Here is a 16,376-nt window from a genome sequence, read left to right on the forward strand (position 1 = left end):
ATCGGATGGCGAAGACCAAACAGCGCATCGAAGGGGTTGTCATCGGTGCATTCCTCGGTTTCGGTGAGGACGCTCCCCTGGTCGTCTTTCCCGGCAATCCGAATGAAACGGCAGTTCCCGCGCGCAGCCTGACCGAACTAACGTCGGACATGATCGGCGCAGAAGTGGCGCTGCTGTTTCAGGATGGCGATCCTGGGCGACCGCTCATCGTCGGTCGCATTGTAGATGCTGCCCGCAAGTCAAATGTCCCGCAGATTGTTCAGGACGGTGAGCTGATGCGAATTACGGCGAAAGAGCGGCTCGAGCTACGTTGCGGCAAAGCAACGATCATCATGGAAAAGGACGGCCGTATCACCATCCGCGGCACCTATTTGACAAGTCACGCCAGCGCGACCAACCGCATCCGTGGCGGCTCGGTCAACCTGAACTGATGGCTGCGATGGTCCTACGCGAGATTGTTCGCCAACACGCGGAGATGGCAGCATTCCTATGGACGGTCTATGACCGCCATTTGCTTCATCCCGACGAGAACCTCGATCTGGATGAGGTCCGCCTAGGCCGCCTTGTCGAGCGGCTGGAAGCCCATCTAGATGGCTTGCGCACAGCCGGTCCTGCCGGCCTGGAAATCGCCGAAGAGCTTTATGCCCAGTATCCGGAAGCGGGCGAACTTTTCGTCACCCGGATGCTGCGGCCGCAAGCAGCCAGCATGCACATACGCGACCTGAATTTGGATCAGGTGCGGTCCTATCTTGCGACGCAAGGACGATAATCCGTCTCAAATCTTTCGCATTCAATCGAACTTTATCCCCGCCCATGTCTCGCCATTGAAGCGGATGGCGATCTTGTCGCCGAAACTAACCATGTGGTGCTCATCGGCGACCAAACCGTAGCTGACGACGGTTGGTTTGACGGATTGCAAACCCGTTTTCTCGTCGTATTTCAGAACTCCGTCTCGGCTGCCGGCAATGTAGATCCCGCCTTTGAACAGGCATATCCCATGCAGGTTGGTTTCGGTCAGCCGCAGTTCTTCCCAATCATCGCCGCGGCCACGGAAGAGCGCTCCTCCTTCGCCACACACCCATACGGTCGAGTCCGGCGTGGCAAACGTTGCTGTCAGGCGCCGGTTGGTAGGCAATTCGATGCGCTGCCAACGCGAGTCGGTCCTTCGCCAGAAGTGACCGGCTTGACCACAGACGTAGAGCGATCCGTCGGCTGCCTTTGATGCACCGTAGAGACGGTCGCCGAGCGGATCGGAGATCGCCGTCCAGGTTTTGCCGTTCCAGAGAAAGACTACGCCTGCATCGCCGACAGCGTAGACTTCTTGGTCCGAAAGGCCCCAGACAAAGGTGATGGCCCGTCCCTCCGACACGATCCGCGAAGTCAACCCGGATTCGGCGGACTCGTGCACCTCGCCCGAATCGTCGGCGATGTAGAGAATGCCCTTGTCGCTCCTCCAGAAATGAGTAAGCCAGGTGTGCAACTCCAGAATCTTCGCCCTGTTGGGCGTGGTCCCAGCACCGAGAAGATTGGTTACCCGAAAGATCTTCGACCAATAGTCCTCAGAATCGGTCTGCACGACCAGCGCGAGCAGCGATTCCTGATATTCCGGCGATGCGCAGTCACAGCTTGCGAAAAATTCGGTCATTGTCGTCCTCTTAACTGATGCCTGCAGCGCCGGGATCGGCAGGCGCGGCGTAGGATTTATGCGGAATTTTCACTGGGGTATCGTCATCCATCCCCAGTTCATCCTTGAAATATTTGTCGCACTCGACGCGCAAGCAACCCACGGCAGGATGCTCCTCGCCATTTGGACCGTCGTCGATTCGTGGTTTGAGGGCATCCTTCATCGCATCGAGATTGTCCTCCCGTGCATCTTTGTAGGTAGGATTCCAATTCGCGTCCGCTTTCCGCTTGGCAACCCAGTCACGCTTGGATTGCCGCTGCGATGCCGATTTTTCGCCGTGTTCAGTGCTCCGTCGACTTGCATCTTTCAGACATACGCAGGGCGCCTTGTTGATGTCGTAGGCTTTGTTCGGCCCTGCGGTCGGGATAGCCTCACCGAGGCGACCATCAGTGAAGCAGGCCGTCTGGATGATGTGGTCGGACTGCTCGAATGTAGCCTTGTTCGATCCTCCGGCACGATCTTCAGCCTCGCAGGGGCTGTCTTCATGCTTGTGAAACTTGAGCCCGAGAGCGGCCAGTATCTCGGCGCACGACGCTGTTGCCGGATTGACGCCGGCAATATGTGGCCAAGGCGGCGCGTTCGGCGGATCGGAAGCGTGGTTGTTGGTGGCGAGATCCGTCATGCGAATGACTGGTTCGCCGTCGAATTTTACGTTCGGCGACCATGACTTGAAGAACTCCTTACCAGTGTTCTTCGAAGTGATTACTCCCTTCTTGGCGGCGCAGCCGGCTTCCGTGCCGCTGGTTTTCGACAAATCCGACTTGTTCTTGATGTTGACCGTCTTGCCGCCGATTTTGACCGTTCCAGTACCATCTTCCGTATCGGAAGCCATGCCGAAACTGGGATAGGGAATCGGAACGCCGGGCGGCGTTGCGGGGTTTTCAGGCGGCGTGAAGCAAACGTCGGGAAAAGCCGCGATCGTCTTTGCGTCGACCGACTTTCCTGAAATCTCAAGGCCGTTTGCAAATACATCCGACATCAGGCCGCTCTTGCCAGGAAGACTGCGGCCCCGCAGGCACCAGAATCATTGGATGCGTCTATCAGTACCGGATTGCCGGCCGCATAGCCCTTGCGGGCTGCGGTATGTGCCATTCCCAACATGATCGGAACGACTGCCGCCCCCACATTGCCCAAGGATTCCCCCGGTGACCAAAGGTCCTGGAATTCGTTGCGGACGCGCTGCACACGTTGTGCTGCAAAGGCGTTTTGCTTGAACCAATACTGCTCGCCAATCAGGTCCGATATGCGGTATCCGATCAGACCCAGATCGATCCCTGTCTCTTTCAAGGCAATCCTATAGGCTTCAGCGAGGCCATCGCCCCGCAACGGCAAATCTTCTCGATTGTAGATGAAAGCCTTCTCGCGGGCCAATCCCAAACCCCTAAGTCGAAAGCCGCCTTTGTTGCCGCGCGCACACAACACGGCTGCTGCTGCTTCGCCTGGTATGAAGCCATTCGGATTGTCCGGGCTAAGCAGACGCGACTGGCCACCATAATGCGAAATGGCATCTGTGCTAAGATAGCTGTCAACGCCGACGATCATGACATAGGGCAACTCGTCCGACGCGAGAAATTTCCGTGTATGTTCAAGCGCGACGTGTCCGGACGGACGGCCATGCGCTATCACGCGCGAGCGGGAATGAGGGGCGACTTCGACCATCTCGGCGATTCTCCTCAACAGCCGTAGAGGATCGCGGATCGGGCGGCCTGGGCGATTGTCTTCGGCTAGGCATAAGATTAATGCCGTTTGACCTCGCGCCTCGGGTCTACTTTCAAAGGCTTCGCAAATAGCGCCGGCTGCAAGGTGCGCCATGCGCTTTTCGCCGATCCAGTTGCGCGGCAGCAGAACAGGTGCGCCTATCTGCGGCGCCCCGCCCCGCCCTATGAAACCGGTTTCCTGGAAACCGTCGAGTCGCGCGCGCATCGCAGCGCAGGCAGACGGCGCGTCGAGTCCTACCGCGGTCACCATGCCGACCGAGATGATATCGATCGCGGCGCTCATGCGTCCTCGGCCTCTTCTTTCGGCGCTGTGCCGGTGGCCCGGACATAGCTGCGGCCGGTGGCGCGCGCCCGCAGCATGGATTCCGTCGGCGGGCCGACCCAGCACTCGGTGAAATCAAGGATGGTTCGGTGGATGCGTTGCGACACGCGCCAGAGCAACGAGAAGCGGCGGTTCTCGGGATCGAACAGTACAGTGTCGGGCAGAAGCTGGCCCTCGAACGCTTTCTTCTGGCCCTTGAAAAAGGTCACCGGCAGCGCCGCCGGCGGTAATCGGAAGCTCTCGCGGCCGGCCGGCGTCAGGTTTATCAACTGCACGTCCTCTCCGCCCCTTGGGTGGTCGGTCTGCTGGTCCGGCGGCGCCATCTGGAAATAGCGCTCGTCGAAATCGGGCGGCAGGAACGGAAAAATATTGTCGATCCAATTCTGGTCGTAAGTGCCGCCGTATTCGATGCGTCCCGGCCAGCCACGGCCCATTGGCCCGAAACTCATCGGCTTGTAGTCGCCGAACGGCGTGCGGATATCCTCGCCGACAGCTTGCGTATTCGGCAGTCGCAAGCCGGGAATGAGCCGTTGGTTTCTGGTCCGCGACCAGCCGGTTCCGACCGGGTTGTATTTGTAGCTGGCGGGGTCCTCGGGGTCCAGCTTGTCGACGCCGCCCCAGGCGACGTCATAGGAGATCGGCAGTTTGAGGAAGGGTTGCGGCGACGTGGCGGCAAAGAGCGGGCCGATGGAGCGCCATTCGCGGTGACCGACGACCTCGAAGAGTTTCGACCAATTGCCCACCTTGATGCCGACCGGTACGCGCTCGGCGGGACGCCCACCCGGTGCGTAGGCAAAGCCATTGGCGATCACATCGCAGCGCGGCTTGCGGAAGGCGAAGTCTGTTTCCCACAGCGTCGCCGAATAGCCGGGCACACCGGTCTGGGTGTCGGCCATGACCAGCGGCACCTGCTCGGTCGACTTGCGCACAGGCCCGCCCGGCTCCGTAGGGAAATCGTAAGTACCCTTGACGACAACGACGATGTACTCACGAGCTTCCTTGTCCATGCCCATGGTGAATTCATGCGCAAAGCCGGTCTGGTTCCAGATCTGCATCAGCTAGTCTCCCAACTGGCGGCAAAGATCTGTTCCAGCGTCGCCTGCGGCGATTGCGGGTCGATGTCGAAAATATCCGAACGGGTGGTCCAAATCACCATGCCGCTGATGGCCTCGTCGCCCGGCTCGACAGTCGGCACGGGCAGGGCGCCCAGCGCGGCATCCAATCCGTCGGGCGTCAGATCGCCGCGCTGAGCGGCGAAGGCGGTCTCTTCGATGCTGGAAAACCACGCCTCGGCCTCAGTCAGCCGAACAGGGGCTTCAGCAAGCTGCGCAACAATGGTCAAAGGAAACTGCCTGCCAACTCTGTCGGCACTCTGCAAAATGATGCCGGCCGATGCGCCGAAGGAAGCCGGGCCTGCCAGGAAGCGGAGCGCGGTTGTGCTTGGCCAAAATTCCGAGCCCATCAGCGGGACAAGATGTTGCGCAAGCCAGCGGTCCCAGACGCGGACAAAATCCCCCGTCAGCCGCCGCGTCACGAAATCGCCGGTGGCAGGCATTTTGCCGTAAAAGCCGGGCAAGGTCATATCTGCGGCGGACATGTGAACTTCTTGAACATTTCGAGGTTGTACGGATTTTCGACGCTGGCGGCCTTGAGCTCGAAGTCGGCGTACATGCCTTTCGTGCCCAGACGCAGGCTGTAGACGTCGGTCAGCGAAGTGCTGGCGAAACGGCCACTGCGGAGCATCCTCAGCCACGCCCAACTGCCGGTTTCGTTGAGCATTATTTCAGGCGATCCGTCGATCGGCTGGAAGGCGAGCGAGATGACGCCCGTGCCGTCCTTGCCGGGCCATGTCATGGGTTGCGGCCGCGTTGCGTTGTTGTAGTAGACGAGGCTCTGGCCATCGAGATTGAGCGTGACGCGCGTGACGTTGGGAGACAGGTCCTTCGGTTCAAGCGTGAAGCTCATCACGGGTCCGCTGCCGCCCGCAAACAGATCGTCGCGGATATGCCTGGCCTGCTCGAATGCCGCCAAGGCCGAACCGTCAAGGCCGAAATCGGCGCGCCACTTCCACGGCTGGCTGGTCATGTCGACATAGTTGATCAGGTGGTCGTTGATGAAACCGTCGATCAGCCCGGCCGGTCCGAACAGCCTTGCGAAATCCCGCACGTTGACGTCCACCGCGCTCTCGGCGCTGAACGGATAGCGGTCGTTCAGCGCCGCCTGGCAGAAAGGCAGGATATCGGCCCGCCAGATGGCGTTGAGCTCCGAAGTGACCGCCTTCTGAGTCAAATTGCTGGTGTCGCCGGCAATCCCGCCCAGCCAACTGCTGATAGGGTCGGGCAGGATCTGTGCCTGCCGGGCGACCGCTCCCGTCAGTTCGGCAAGGCCGCCCTGCTTCTTGATGGCATCCTGCGGATTGGGGTTCGCGGTGACCGTCTGCAGCACGTTGGAAAGTGCGGTCAGCGCGACGACCGCAGCATCCAGTGCCGGCGGCTGGCCATCGACCTCGGCAATGGTGCTCTTGAGTGGTTTGAAATGCTCGGCCACAAGATTGCCGGTCAGGTCCACCTCGCTGGCCGAACCCGCCCGTGGCAACAGTTTTGCCCCTGTTTTCACTATCTTGCCAAGCTTGCCCAGTTTGCCGAGCAGTTTCGAGCCGCCTTTGGCTGCCGCCTTGTCATCTCCGGCGGGCGCGTCATCCGAACGGGTGAGCTCCGTCTCTTGCACCACTGCCGTCAGCAGGCGTTTCAGCGCGGAATCGGCGCTCGAAAGATCCTTGAGGTTCTCACTGGCGACGATGAGATCGGTCAATGGCGCGAGCCTCATGTCGCGCAGGAAGCTGTCCCATTGCGCGATATAGTCGTCATAGTAGAGCTTCAGAATATCCTCGGACAGCGCCGAGACCGAGGTTTCGGAGTTCTCTGAGCAGCCGCCAGCGAAAACGGCACGATCGAGCGCGGCCTGTGCGGCGACATCGTCGATGCGATCGAGAATGACGTCGTGGAAGCCGGCATAGGTGAAGGCGCCGGAAATGCCGACGCGAAGCGTCTTGGCGGAACGCCGCGCAAACACCTTGCCGCCGTTTGGGCCGGCGAAATTCGCCGGGACCCACTCCTTGAGCCCGGCCACTGCCGGATCGGCCAGCAACTGTTTGTAGGCGCGCGCCGGCAACGAAATGGTGCACACCGTTTTCAGCGCTTCGGCAACCAGGGCCTGGTCGGGCGCGACATAGCTCTCGTCGACCGTCATCCGGCGGATGGCGGCAAGCTGATGCTCTTCGGCATCGGCGGTCGGAAATGGTGCCGCGGCCGCGAATTCGGGCAAGCTGTTCGCCCACCAGTCTTGGGCGTAATCGGGATCCATCTGAGACAGGCCCGTCATCATGCGATAGGTTTTCAGCGCTCCGAGCATGAAATCCGGGTCGCGGATTTGCCGCCACATCGTCGCCTCGAGCAAGGCGATCATGCGTGGCTCAAGAACATTGCGCAGGGCATGATCGTACGTGTCGGTCTGCGCCCGCACCATTTCCGCGGAGGCCGATGGTCCCAGCAGATCCTGTGCGGCGCCAGGCGGTGCTGTCCGGGCGGTTGCGACCGCGTCCATCGCACCGAGCGCGCCGTCCATGGCGGGCTGCTCCACCGATGCCGGCGTTGCAGCGACGGAGGTCAGCGGCGTCTGCAGCGCTTCGAACTGGCCTGCCTGGGCCGTTATCGCGTTGCGGTTGTCAAAATAGGACCAGGTGAACAACCCGCCGGCCAACAATGCCGCCGCCGCGCAAGCGGCTGCCGCACCCCGCCAGATCCAGGCGCGGCGCCGTTGCGCCAGCGGATCGAACGTGCCGAGGCCCGCTTCCTTGAAGATGACTTCGGTCAGCAGGTTCTTCAGGAAGAAGCTGCGTTTTTCGACCCTTGGTGCGGGCAGCGCCCGTCGCGGCGGCAGGCCGAAGGACGAAGACAGCGCCGCGGTCAGCCGGTCGATGGGCGCTCCTTCCTGCGTCGCCGATGTCAGATAGAGCCCGCGCAGCCAGGCGACCTCTTCATACCGGCTTTCGCCGAACATTGCCTCGACCAGCACCTGTATCGGTTCGGACAGGCTTGCCAGTTGGGCGGGAAAGCGGAAAATCTCGGCACGGGCGGCGAGTTTGTCCTCATCTTCCAGCCGCGGCACCAGCCTCCGCTCAAGTTCCGTCGCCAGCGCGGAAATTTCCCGTTCAATGGTCTTGGCATCGACACGCGCTTCCAGCGCGAAGGTGGTCCCCCATACCTGCTCGCGCGAAGCCGTGGACAAGCCGCCGAAGAAAGCCTCGAAGCCCTTGATCAGATCGGCCTTGGTCAGCATCAGATAGACCGGAAGGCGGATTTCGAGCCGGTCGTTGAGTTCGGCCAACCGGCGGCGGATCTTGCGGCCGTGCGCCTTGATGGCTTCATCGCCCTCCCAAAGCACGTCGATCGAAAGCGCGACGATTACGCCATTCAGCGCGCGGCGTCCGCGGTGCTTTTTCAACAGGTCGAGGAAGCCCAGCCATTCAACCGCGTCCACATCGGGCTGGCTCTCCTGCTGGACATAACGGCCGGCCGTGTCGATCAGAACCGCATGTTCTGAAAAGAACCAGTCGCAGTTGCGCGTGCCGCCGACCCCCTGCAGGTCGTCGGTGAGGTCGATCGGAAAATTCAGCCCGGACTGCCGCAAGGCCGTAGTCTTGCCGGTGGCCGGCGGCCCGACGATCACATACCATGGCATTTCGCGCAGAAACTTTCGTCCGCCCAGCTTGCGGCGCTTCAGTTCGGCCATCACCTCGGCGAACTTGGCACCGACGGCCGCGACATTCTCTTCGCCGGGTCTGAGCGGCTTTTCCACCACCGGCGCGGCAATCTCGGCGACGAACATACGGTTGGCGCGGATCGCCCGGCGCTGGGCGACGATCAGCCAGATCAGCCAGAAGATGACCAGCAGCGCAATGATGACGATGCGCACGTTATCAGAGGCGAACGGTTCATAGGGACCGACCCTGACGATCGGACCGAACACCCAGATGACCAGGGAAAGCAGCGTGAGGCCGATCAGCGTCCATAGCCAGCGTGATGTCAGGACAGCCCAAAGGAAGCGCAGGATGAACATCTCACAGCCTCTTTTCGACAAGCACCTCGACGCGGCGGTTCAAGGCCCGCCCCTCGCGCGTGCTGTCGGTGGCGACTGGATCGGTGGCCGCGCGGCCCTCGGAATGGACGCGATCCCGCGGCACTCCGTTCTGGACCAGCATGTCGGCAATCGTCTGGGCGCGAGCCTCCGACAGTCGCTGGTTGGTCGACAGCGGATTGGTCTTTTGCAGGGGAACGCTGTCGGTATGACCGACGACGGTGATGTTTCCGATCAGCTCCTGGTTGGCGAGGATCACCTTGGCGAGCGACCCGATCAGGGGCTCGAAGCCTTCGGTCAGTTGTGGCCGTGACGACTGGAACAGTTCGGGATTGGAGGCCTGGATCGTCAGCTTGGCCAGCGAAACGCTTTCGGTGCCGCTGAGGGCGGATTTGAAGTCGGCGGGCGCCCCGGCCTGAAATTCCGGCAACAGCGCAAAATCCACCTTCTCCGGCGGCGGGGCATCGACTTTGGGCGACGTGCGGGTGATGTCGCCGCGCGCGGGCGGCGGCAGCGCGCGAACAAGTGCGGAGAGCTCGACCGCTTGGCTGCTCAGTGCCATCGAGAGCCCGACATGGATTGTCATGGCTGCAACCGCCGCACCGAGCGCCATGACCCAGATCGGAACGATGAAGCGCTGCGGCTCGTCAGATGCGATCACGCCTTTCCAGTTTGGCGACAGTGGCGCGCCTTCGGCGTCGGCATCGCGTAGGAAGCGTGCCGCCGCCACGCGAACGGCATTGAGCGAGCGGTCGCCGGATCGGGCCGACACGCGATATTTGCCACGAAAGCCAAGCGCCATGCATTGATACTGCAGTTCCAGCAATTCGCGATCACGGTTGGGATGGCGCTCGAGTTCGTCGAGACGGGTGAAGAACTGCGTGCCGGCATCGACATCGCCGCGCAGCATGACCACAAGCGGCTGCCGCGGCCAGGCGCTGGCACCGCCCCATGGCGTGTTCAGGGCCAGATCGTCGAGCAACGCCGCCACCACCCAGGCCGCCTGGTCGGCGCGCTCCATTGAGGATCCGACCGACATAGCCGTGTCGCGTGCCCGGACCAGTTCTTCGAGCAATCGGGTACGCAATGCTTCCGGATTGTCCGGCGGCAGCGCACTTTCAAGCTCGGGAGCGAATTCGAGCAAGGGCGCAAATGCGTTGACGAGTGCGTTCGGATGGGTGCGGGAGCGCTTTACCGACGCGCTCGGCAAAGGTGGCGCCATCGGCCGCGGCATCGGCGCGCCGGTCAATCGAATGCGGGTGCGTTCGCGATCCTCCGACAGTCCGAACGGATCATCGCGGCTCATGATCTCACCTGTTCACCGAATAGCAGTCCACCTGCGGCTCGCTTGGCAACACGCCCGAAACGCCGATGACGAAGCCGGGAGCGTCGAGCAGCGACGCCCAGTGCTCACTTTTCTGGTCCAGTTCCAGACATAACCGATCGCCATCGTAAGGAATCTCGCGCGGCTGGGAATGAAGCGGTTTCAGCGGAATGCCGGGCAAGCGCGATTTCCACAGGCCCTCGAACTGGTCGGCCGAGCCGACGGTTGCCTGATTGACGAATATCTTGCGCAGCGCGTCTTCCGACAACTCCGAACCGACCCGGATGACGATCCGGCTGGCCACCAGCAGCTTCGGATTGTCGATACGGATCTTCCAGACATTGGTCGAATGCCGCATGACAGGCAGCGCACGCGATTTGGGCTCGATGTAACGCAGGCTGAGGATGAGCGAGCGCAGCGCATCCGCCAGCGCCGAATAGGCGGGGCCAGGCGCCATGTGATCGTAGGCGGGCAACTCGCCCAGCCGCCGCGCGCTCGATCCGTAGGTCGCCATCGAACCGGCGAGACCGGCAAGTTCCAGGTAAAGCTCGGCTGGATGGAACACATCCTGAGCCAGCATGTGGGCCAGCCGCGGACGTGCCGCATTGGCGAGATTGAGCATCAGCAAATCTTCGACGCTGCGCCCAGGTCCGCCCATGACCATCTTGCCATGCGCCTCGGCGATCTGGTCGAGGCCGGTGACAACTTCCAGCAGCAATTGCCGGTACCAGGCCACGGCGCCCGTAACCAAGGTCGGTGGCAGGAAGGTCTCGTCCAGGGAGACGCCGCCATCGGCTCGAATCCCCTTGAGGTCGGCTATCGGCAAGGCCGTGTAGCCACCGACCGACTTGCCGGGTGCGAGCAGCAGCGCCTGCGGCCGGGCAATTTCGATTTCTTCAGGGTCTGAACCGCCCTGGACGGCGTCACGCACCGAAACGATCCGCCCATGATATCGCGCACCCGAGGCGGCAGCGTGTGCCGGATCGAAGCCGACACCGCCCGGAGGCTCCAGCGGCAAGGCGATCAGCACCGGTCCGGCGCCCGTGTCAGGGGTGACCGGCAGCGGTCGCGGCGCGTCCATCATGTCCGGGATGGAAAAAGGTGTCCCATCCGGAAAGATGCCCCGCGCGGACAGGATCGAGATCTGGCCGGCTTCCAGCAACGCCTGGTCCAGTGTCAGCTGTTGGAAACCGAACGTATGCAATTGCCCGGCCTGCAACGCGCCGCGCACCGTCGCCTCGAAAAAGCGATCCTGCTGCTGGAAATGCTGGGTCCGCAGGAAAAGCCCTTCGGACCATAGCACCCTGTTTGCATTGCTCATGCCGCTACTCTCTGCATCGAGCTCCCCTTGCCCTTTGCCGCTAGGCGGAAATGCCGCCGCTGCCAAGCGTGACGTTGATCGTGAATTTCGATCCCGACGACACCGACTTGGTTGTCCGCCAGTTCCGGCCGCCGGGCTCGCGGATCAGAGCAACAAAGCCCAGCGCCGTAGCGTCCGGCTCGACCGTGATGGTTTTGGATGCGGATTTTCCCGGCCCGACGGAAATCTGGTCGGATCCGATGAGATCGCCCGCCAGCGCCGTGCCGGCATCCCCCTGCAGCGCGAAATAGTCGGCGGAATTGAATTTGCCGGTGCTTTTCAGCCGCATCACCAGGATCGTTACCGGCCGGTCGCCGCCGCCTGGTCCCGGGTTCATGCCAGCACCGCCGTTTACGTTGACGGTGATCACCGATGGTTTCGGCGGACCACTCTGGCAAGCCGCAAGCAACCCTGTCGCGCCCAAGGCAACAACAAATTCACGTCGATCAATCATCTCTCACTCCTCCTCATATGCATCTCGAAAATCAGCGCCGATTTCGCCAAGGAAGCTCTTTTCAGCACTCTCGGCGATTTCACGATGGCGCTTCTGGTAAAGTTCCCACAGCTTGGCGCCCCGCCCCCCAGAGAGAAGGGTTCCGATCGCGGAATTCGTTTTCAGCTCTTCCTCGATCACTACCGGGTCAAAACGGTCGATCATCCGCCGCATGGCGGTCTGTATGCCTCGCCAGGCGCGTACGTGATGTTGCGCGAGATCGCGCACCGCATCGGTGATTGCCGCTTCACCGCCGAGAAATCCTGGGCTGCGCTCAGCGATAAGCGTTATGATGGCGTCGTCGACGGTCGGCAGGAACTTGAGCGGATTGACTTCGGAGGCCCCGACCATGGTCTGCGCGACGCGCGCGTTTCCCTTTTCCTCGGCCCGCTTGCGCAGAAGCTGCATCAGGCCTTCCATCATCATCCGGTATTCGCGACCGAACTTCTCCATTTCCGCGATGCTGTCGCGTCCGGGGAAATCGGCTTCCTCGACACCCATGCCATGCAGGAATGCGGCGCGAAGCGCCATCTCCTCCGGCCGCGCCGCACCCAGCGCCGGGGCGGCTTTGGGAGCAGCACCCACACGTGGTGAAGCAGGGGTAGCTGCGGGCTGCACCGGCAAATCCCAGGGATTGGCTGATTGGGATCGCTGGGCGATGCGCTCGCGCTGTTCGATCGAACTGGCGCCGTTCGCCGAACTGAGCGTGGCGGCTGGTCCGAAAGCAAAGTCATCATGGGTTCCGGACGGCTTGTCACGGGCGGCTTGGGCTGCGCGGTCGGGGGACGGTACCGCGTCGAGGCTGAACGGGTCCGCTTGGCTCGCCGCGCCGCCCGGTTCGCGATAAGGGGCGGGATTTTTCGACACCGGCGTCGAAACCGGATCGAGGCTGAACGGGTCATCGAAAGCGGCCGAGTGGCGCTGGTCGGAGTTGGCACGTTCGAATGCACCCGCAACCGGCTGCTCGAAAGGGTTCGGCAGATCGGCCGGACGTGGCCGTCGCGGCTCTTCTTCGACCTTGGCGGAAAAGAAGTCATCGCGACCGATGCTCACCGGGGCCCGGGATGCTGGCGGCGCGCGTTCCGAAACCGGCTGGCCGGCCGCTGGTGCTTGAGTGGCTGGCGTTTGCAGGTCGACATGGACGACGTAGTCGCCCAATCTCAGCCGCATGCCACTTTGAAGGCGCGTCGACTTGCCGGCACCGAGCGGGCTGTCGGAGTCGTTTATGAACAATCCGCTGCTCGACGTGTCGGTGACGAAATATCCATCTCGCCCGCCAGAGATCTTGCAATGTGCCCTTGAAACGAACATGTCGGGATCGTTGATCTGCCAACCCGCGTCCGCGCTGCGGCCGATCACCAGCTCACCCTCGTCAAGCCGGGCCTGCCGCACCGCCTGGGTGCGGGGCCCTTGCTCCAGTGTCAGCAGCAGGCTCATGCCGCGACCCCCGTCATTTCCGGCCGCCATCCGACGATTGTCCGCAGCCGCATGTCGTCAGCATCGCCCCTTTCGATGGGTCGCGCAAGCCAGGCGGTCCGCCCGAGCCGAACCGCTCCGATTTGGGGCGGCGGTACGGCTTCACGCGCAAGCACGATGCGCAGATCGACGTCGAGCGACTCCCCGACCATGTCGCGAACGGCCTGCTTGAACAGCTTGAGCCGCTCCCCGCCAGGCAGGAACGCCTTGAACTCCTCATACCCCAGCGGGCCGACACGCAGTTCGATCCTGCTTTGGCGGCTGAAAACGCGTGGGCCGATCGTCGCGCCCTTGCCGAGCCCTGCAAAGGCCTTTGCAAGACGGGTCTGGAGACCGGTTGGTACTGTTATCCAGGCGGAGATGAACTCCTTGATCTGTACCGGCGCCTTGAACGCTTCCGCCAGGAACAGCGTCAGCCGTTCCGGGCCGTCGACCTGATTGGCCAGCGAAGCCGCCTGCCGAAGCTTCACCGTATCGAGATTGGGGTCCTGCGTGCCGGGAAGTCCGATCCCGGCCATGGCTTCAAGCATGGCGCGAACGCGCCCGCCGACCGCGCGTTCGGCCTGCACGGCCGGGTGCGCATCCGCCCACGCCCGATAGTAGAGGGCGATCATACGGTGCTGCAGAATGTTGACGAAGTCGACGAACGTCGTGTCGCTGGTCAGTTGTGCCTCGGCGCCGGCGAACCAGCGTTGCGAGAGCCGGTCGAGCACCCAGCGCGTCAGATGCAGCGGCATTGGACCCTCGGGTCCCAGCAGACCGAAATTTGCCACCGTGACCCGGGCCGGTGCCGCATCGCGGGCTTCGCGGAACACAACCAGGTCCCGTGCGGAAAAGGCGAGGCGTACATGCTGGCCGAGCCGTGCCGGCTCACGGTCGGGACGGCCGGAATGGCCGAACAGACCGTTCCGTTGTTCGAGGCGGCGCAGCAGTTCGAAAAAGTCGAACGTCTCGGACAGACCTTCGGCCCTGTTCGGGCCGGGCGTGTCTAGATCAGGTAGCGATTGCCGGGCGTCATCGGCCATGGCACATCCTCCTGCTTCTGCAGCAGCCGCGTGCGAGTTCGCACGAAGCCGTTTATCCCGGCGTGACGAGCAAACAACCGCGCCAGCAAGGCCGAAAGCAGCAAGGTACTTTGGCCGGCCAGGACCGATTGATCAACATGCAACGTGACTTCGGTACCGCGTCCAAAGCACATCGGTCCATCGATTTGCAGACGTTCGATGACCGGCTGCGAGTCGATACGCACGATCGAATGCACATTTCGGGCAAGGCTTGGATCGCCGCGATCGGCATAAAGGTCGAGTAGCGCATGCAGGGGATCGATGCCGCGGCCTTCTTTGGCAAGACTGAGAAAGTTGAGCGCGAGCTGCGCCACCAGCCGCCAGGCGAGATCATCGGCCCGCGATTCCCCGTCGGCCCCAGCAGGCAGTGCCGCAGGAATAGCTGGCTGCGGCGCACGCAAGGCGCCAAGAAGCCTCACGGTTTCGACCGGGTCGCCGGCCTCTAACGTCAACGTCGGATTGTCATCGAGGATCGGCAGATCACGATTGGTGCAAAGCGCCATCACGTCGAGCCGCTTCAGCGGCCGGGTCGCCGGCCTTACGAGCGGCCGGGACACGGCCAGGAAAACGTCATCCCCGGTATAGGACGTTCGCGTCAGGCCTTCGCGGCGCTCCTCCTCCATCGCGCGGCGAGGGCGCCTTTCGGTCGAATAGACCCAACCACTACCGCCGTTCTGACCCAGGCTGAAGAGCTCGGGGATTTCAGCGTCGTTACCTTCCGTGTCGGCGTCCTCGACGCGGATGACCCGGTAGATTTCGAAGTCACGCGCCCGCGTCCGGTCCGCATGCAACACCTGGCGCGTCTTGCGTTCATCGACTTCGACGACGTTGCACTCGCGTTCGAACAGATTGATGATCGGTGTCGCGAAAAGTTCGAAGTCCGCCGGCGTCAGATCGGCCAGCTCGGGAACCGTGCGTTTGAACAGGAAAATGATCTCGAGTCCGGCCGCGCATTGGCGCACGACAGGCTGCAATCCCAAAACCCGTGCATAGTGAAAACGCTCGGGCATCATGAAGTATTCGCGCAGCAACCGGTATCCTTCGAATGTCGGGCGGGTGCGCGGCATCAAGGCCTCGTCGTCGCTGATGCCGATCATCTCGGGTGCCGGCAACGGCGACAGCGGGTTGGTCTTGCCTTCCGGTCGCGCTGCTGTGGCCGCGCAGGCGCCGAAAATCGCATCGAACAGTAGCGGCGCCTTGGTGCGTCCGGCAAAATAGAGGTCAAGCCGGTCGAGAGCCAGTTCGTCGAGCTTGCCTTTTCCGGTCCTGGCCAGCGTGAGGCGGAGCGCCGACTCGCCGCTGACACCGCCGATCGGTCCTATGCCAGCCATCGCCATCGCACTGCGGTCCTGAAAAAAGCTGACCGAAGTGACCGCGATCGGCCATAGAGTCATTTCCTGGGCGGTTGAGAAAATGCAGCGCGTTGACAGGCCTGGCTGCAGGCTGGAAACCAGCCGTGTGTTGCGCTTGACGACGTGGCCGGCCAGCATGGTCTGGACCTGCTGGCCGGGTTTCAGCACCGCCATCGCCGTTGCCGGCGCCGGCGTGACCAGATCGGGATAGAGAACGTCGAGCACACTGCGGGAAAATCGCGAGCGCTCGGCATCGACCTTTAGCCGGGTGCGCGCGGCCAGGAAGGCTACGCCATCGAGCAGGCGCTCGACATATGGGTCCGGACACGGCACCGTATCGAGGGAAAGGTTGCGCGCCACCGCCGGATGCATGTCTGCGAATTCCGATGCAAGAGCGCGGATATGGCTCAGTTCCTCCTCGTAATATTCGACGAAGACCCGATCCAT

14 protein-coding genes are annotated in these 16,376 nt (G+C 62.4%); 2 read left to right on the forward strand and 12 right to left on the reverse strand.

What is annotated here, in order from left to right:
• Positions 1-5: 5 nt before the first annotated feature.
• Together LB559_RS06130 and LB559_RS06135 are read left to right on the forward strand one after the other, a co-directional pair.
• Positions 6-431, forward strand: coding sequence for a DUF6484 domain-containing protein (locus LB559_RS06130; RefSeq protein WP_127371347.1), 426 nt, complete (start codon positions 6-8; stop codon positions 429-431).
• Positions 431-769 (forward strand): hypothetical protein, encoded by a 339-nt coding sequence (locus LB559_RS06135; protein WP_411970029.1) that lies wholly within the window; start codon positions 431-433, stop codon positions 767-769. The genes LB559_RS06130 and LB559_RS06135 overlap by 1 nt, the downstream gene beginning before the upstream one ends.
• 21 nt (positions 770-790) lie before the next feature.
• On the opposite strand, the gene LB559_RS06140 is transcribed toward LB559_RS06135, so the two are convergent.
• From LB559_RS06140 to tssF, 12 genes are read right to left on the reverse strand one after another with little or no spacing between them, the layout of a single operon-like run.
• On the reverse strand, positions 791-1,645 hold the full coding sequence (locus LB559_RS06140; protein WP_127367056.1) for a hypothetical protein: 855 nt from the start codon (positions 1,643-1,645) through the stop codon (positions 791-793).
• 10 nt (positions 1,646-1,655) lie between these two features.
• Complete coding sequence (locus LB559_RS06145) at positions 1,656-2,663, reverse strand: PAAR-like domain-containing protein (protein WP_127367055.1); 1,008 nt, start codon at positions 2,661-2,663, stop codon at positions 1,656-1,658.
• Positions 2,663-3,685, reverse strand: coding sequence for a 3-oxoacyl-ACP synthase (locus LB559_RS06150; protein ID WP_127367054.1), 1,023 nt, complete (start codon positions 3,683-3,685; stop codon positions 2,663-2,665). Before LB559_RS06150 ends, LB559_RS06145 begins: the two co-directional genes overlap by 1 nt.
• On the reverse strand, positions 3,682-4,779 hold the full coding sequence (locus LB559_RS06155; protein ID WP_127367053.1) for a DUF2169 domain-containing protein: 1,098 nt from the start codon (positions 4,777-4,779) through the stop codon (positions 3,682-3,684). The genes LB559_RS06150 and LB559_RS06155 overlap by 4 nt, the downstream gene beginning before the upstream one ends.
• Positions 4,779-5,321 carry a type VI secretion system-associated protein TagF gene (gene tagF / locus LB559_RS06160; protein ID WP_224673543.1) on the reverse strand — a complete coding sequence of 181 codons (543 nt, stop codon included), beginning with the start codon at positions 5,319-5,321 and terminating at the stop codon, positions 4,779-4,781. The genes LB559_RS06155 and tagF overlap by 1 nt, the downstream gene beginning before the upstream one ends.
• Positions 5,303-8,842 (reverse strand): type VI secretion system membrane subunit TssM, encoded by a 3,540-nt coding sequence (tssM, locus tag LB559_RS06165; protein WP_127371849.1) that lies wholly within the window; start codon positions 8,840-8,842, stop codon positions 5,303-5,305. Before tssM ends, tagF begins: the two co-directional genes overlap by 19 nt.
• A 1-nt stretch (position 8,843) precedes the next feature.
• Complete coding sequence (icmH, locus tag LB559_RS06170) at positions 8,844-10,166, reverse strand: type IVB secretion system protein IcmH/DotU (protein ID WP_128338328.1); 1,323 nt, start codon at positions 10,164-10,166, stop codon at positions 8,844-8,846.
• Positions 10,167-10,170: 4 nt separating this feature from the next.
• Positions 10,171-11,505, reverse strand: a complete 1,335-nt coding sequence (gene tssK, locus LB559_RS06175) for a type VI secretion system baseplate subunit TssK (protein ID WP_013525301.1) — start codon at positions 11,503-11,505, stop codon at positions 10,171-10,173.
• Positions 11,506-11,545: 40 nt separating this feature from the next.
• Positions 11,546-11,998: a type VI secretion system lipoprotein TssJ gene (tssJ, locus tag LB559_RS06180; protein ID WP_024504481.1), complete on the reverse strand. Its 453-nt coding sequence runs from the start codon at positions 11,996-11,998 to the stop codon at positions 11,546-11,548.
• 3 nt (positions 11,999-12,001) lie between these two features.
• The gene (gene tagH / locus LB559_RS06185) at positions 12,002-13,474 is read right to left on the reverse strand and encodes a type VI secretion system-associated FHA domain protein TagH (RefSeq protein ID WP_224673550.1); all 1,473 of its coding nucleotides are present in this window, start codon (positions 13,472-13,474) and stop codon (positions 12,002-12,004) included.
• Positions 13,471-14,538, reverse strand: a complete 1,068-nt coding sequence (gene tssG, locus LB559_RS06190; protein ID WP_024504479.1) for a type VI secretion system baseplate subunit TssG — start codon at positions 14,536-14,538, stop codon at positions 13,471-13,473. The genes tagH and tssG overlap by 4 nt, the downstream gene beginning before the upstream one ends.
• Entirely contained in the window at positions 14,502-16,376 is a 1,875-nt protein-coding gene (gene tssF / locus LB559_RS06195; protein ID WP_024504478.1) for a type VI secretion system baseplate subunit TssF, read from the reverse strand. Before tssF ends, tssG begins: the two co-directional genes overlap by 37 nt.

Source organism: Mesorhizobium sp. BR1-1-3 (assembly GCF_020165455.1).
In the GTDB taxonomy this organism is placed as follows: domain Bacteria; phylum Pseudomonadota; class Alphaproteobacteria; order Rhizobiales; family Rhizobiaceae; genus Mesorhizobium; species Mesorhizobium ciceri.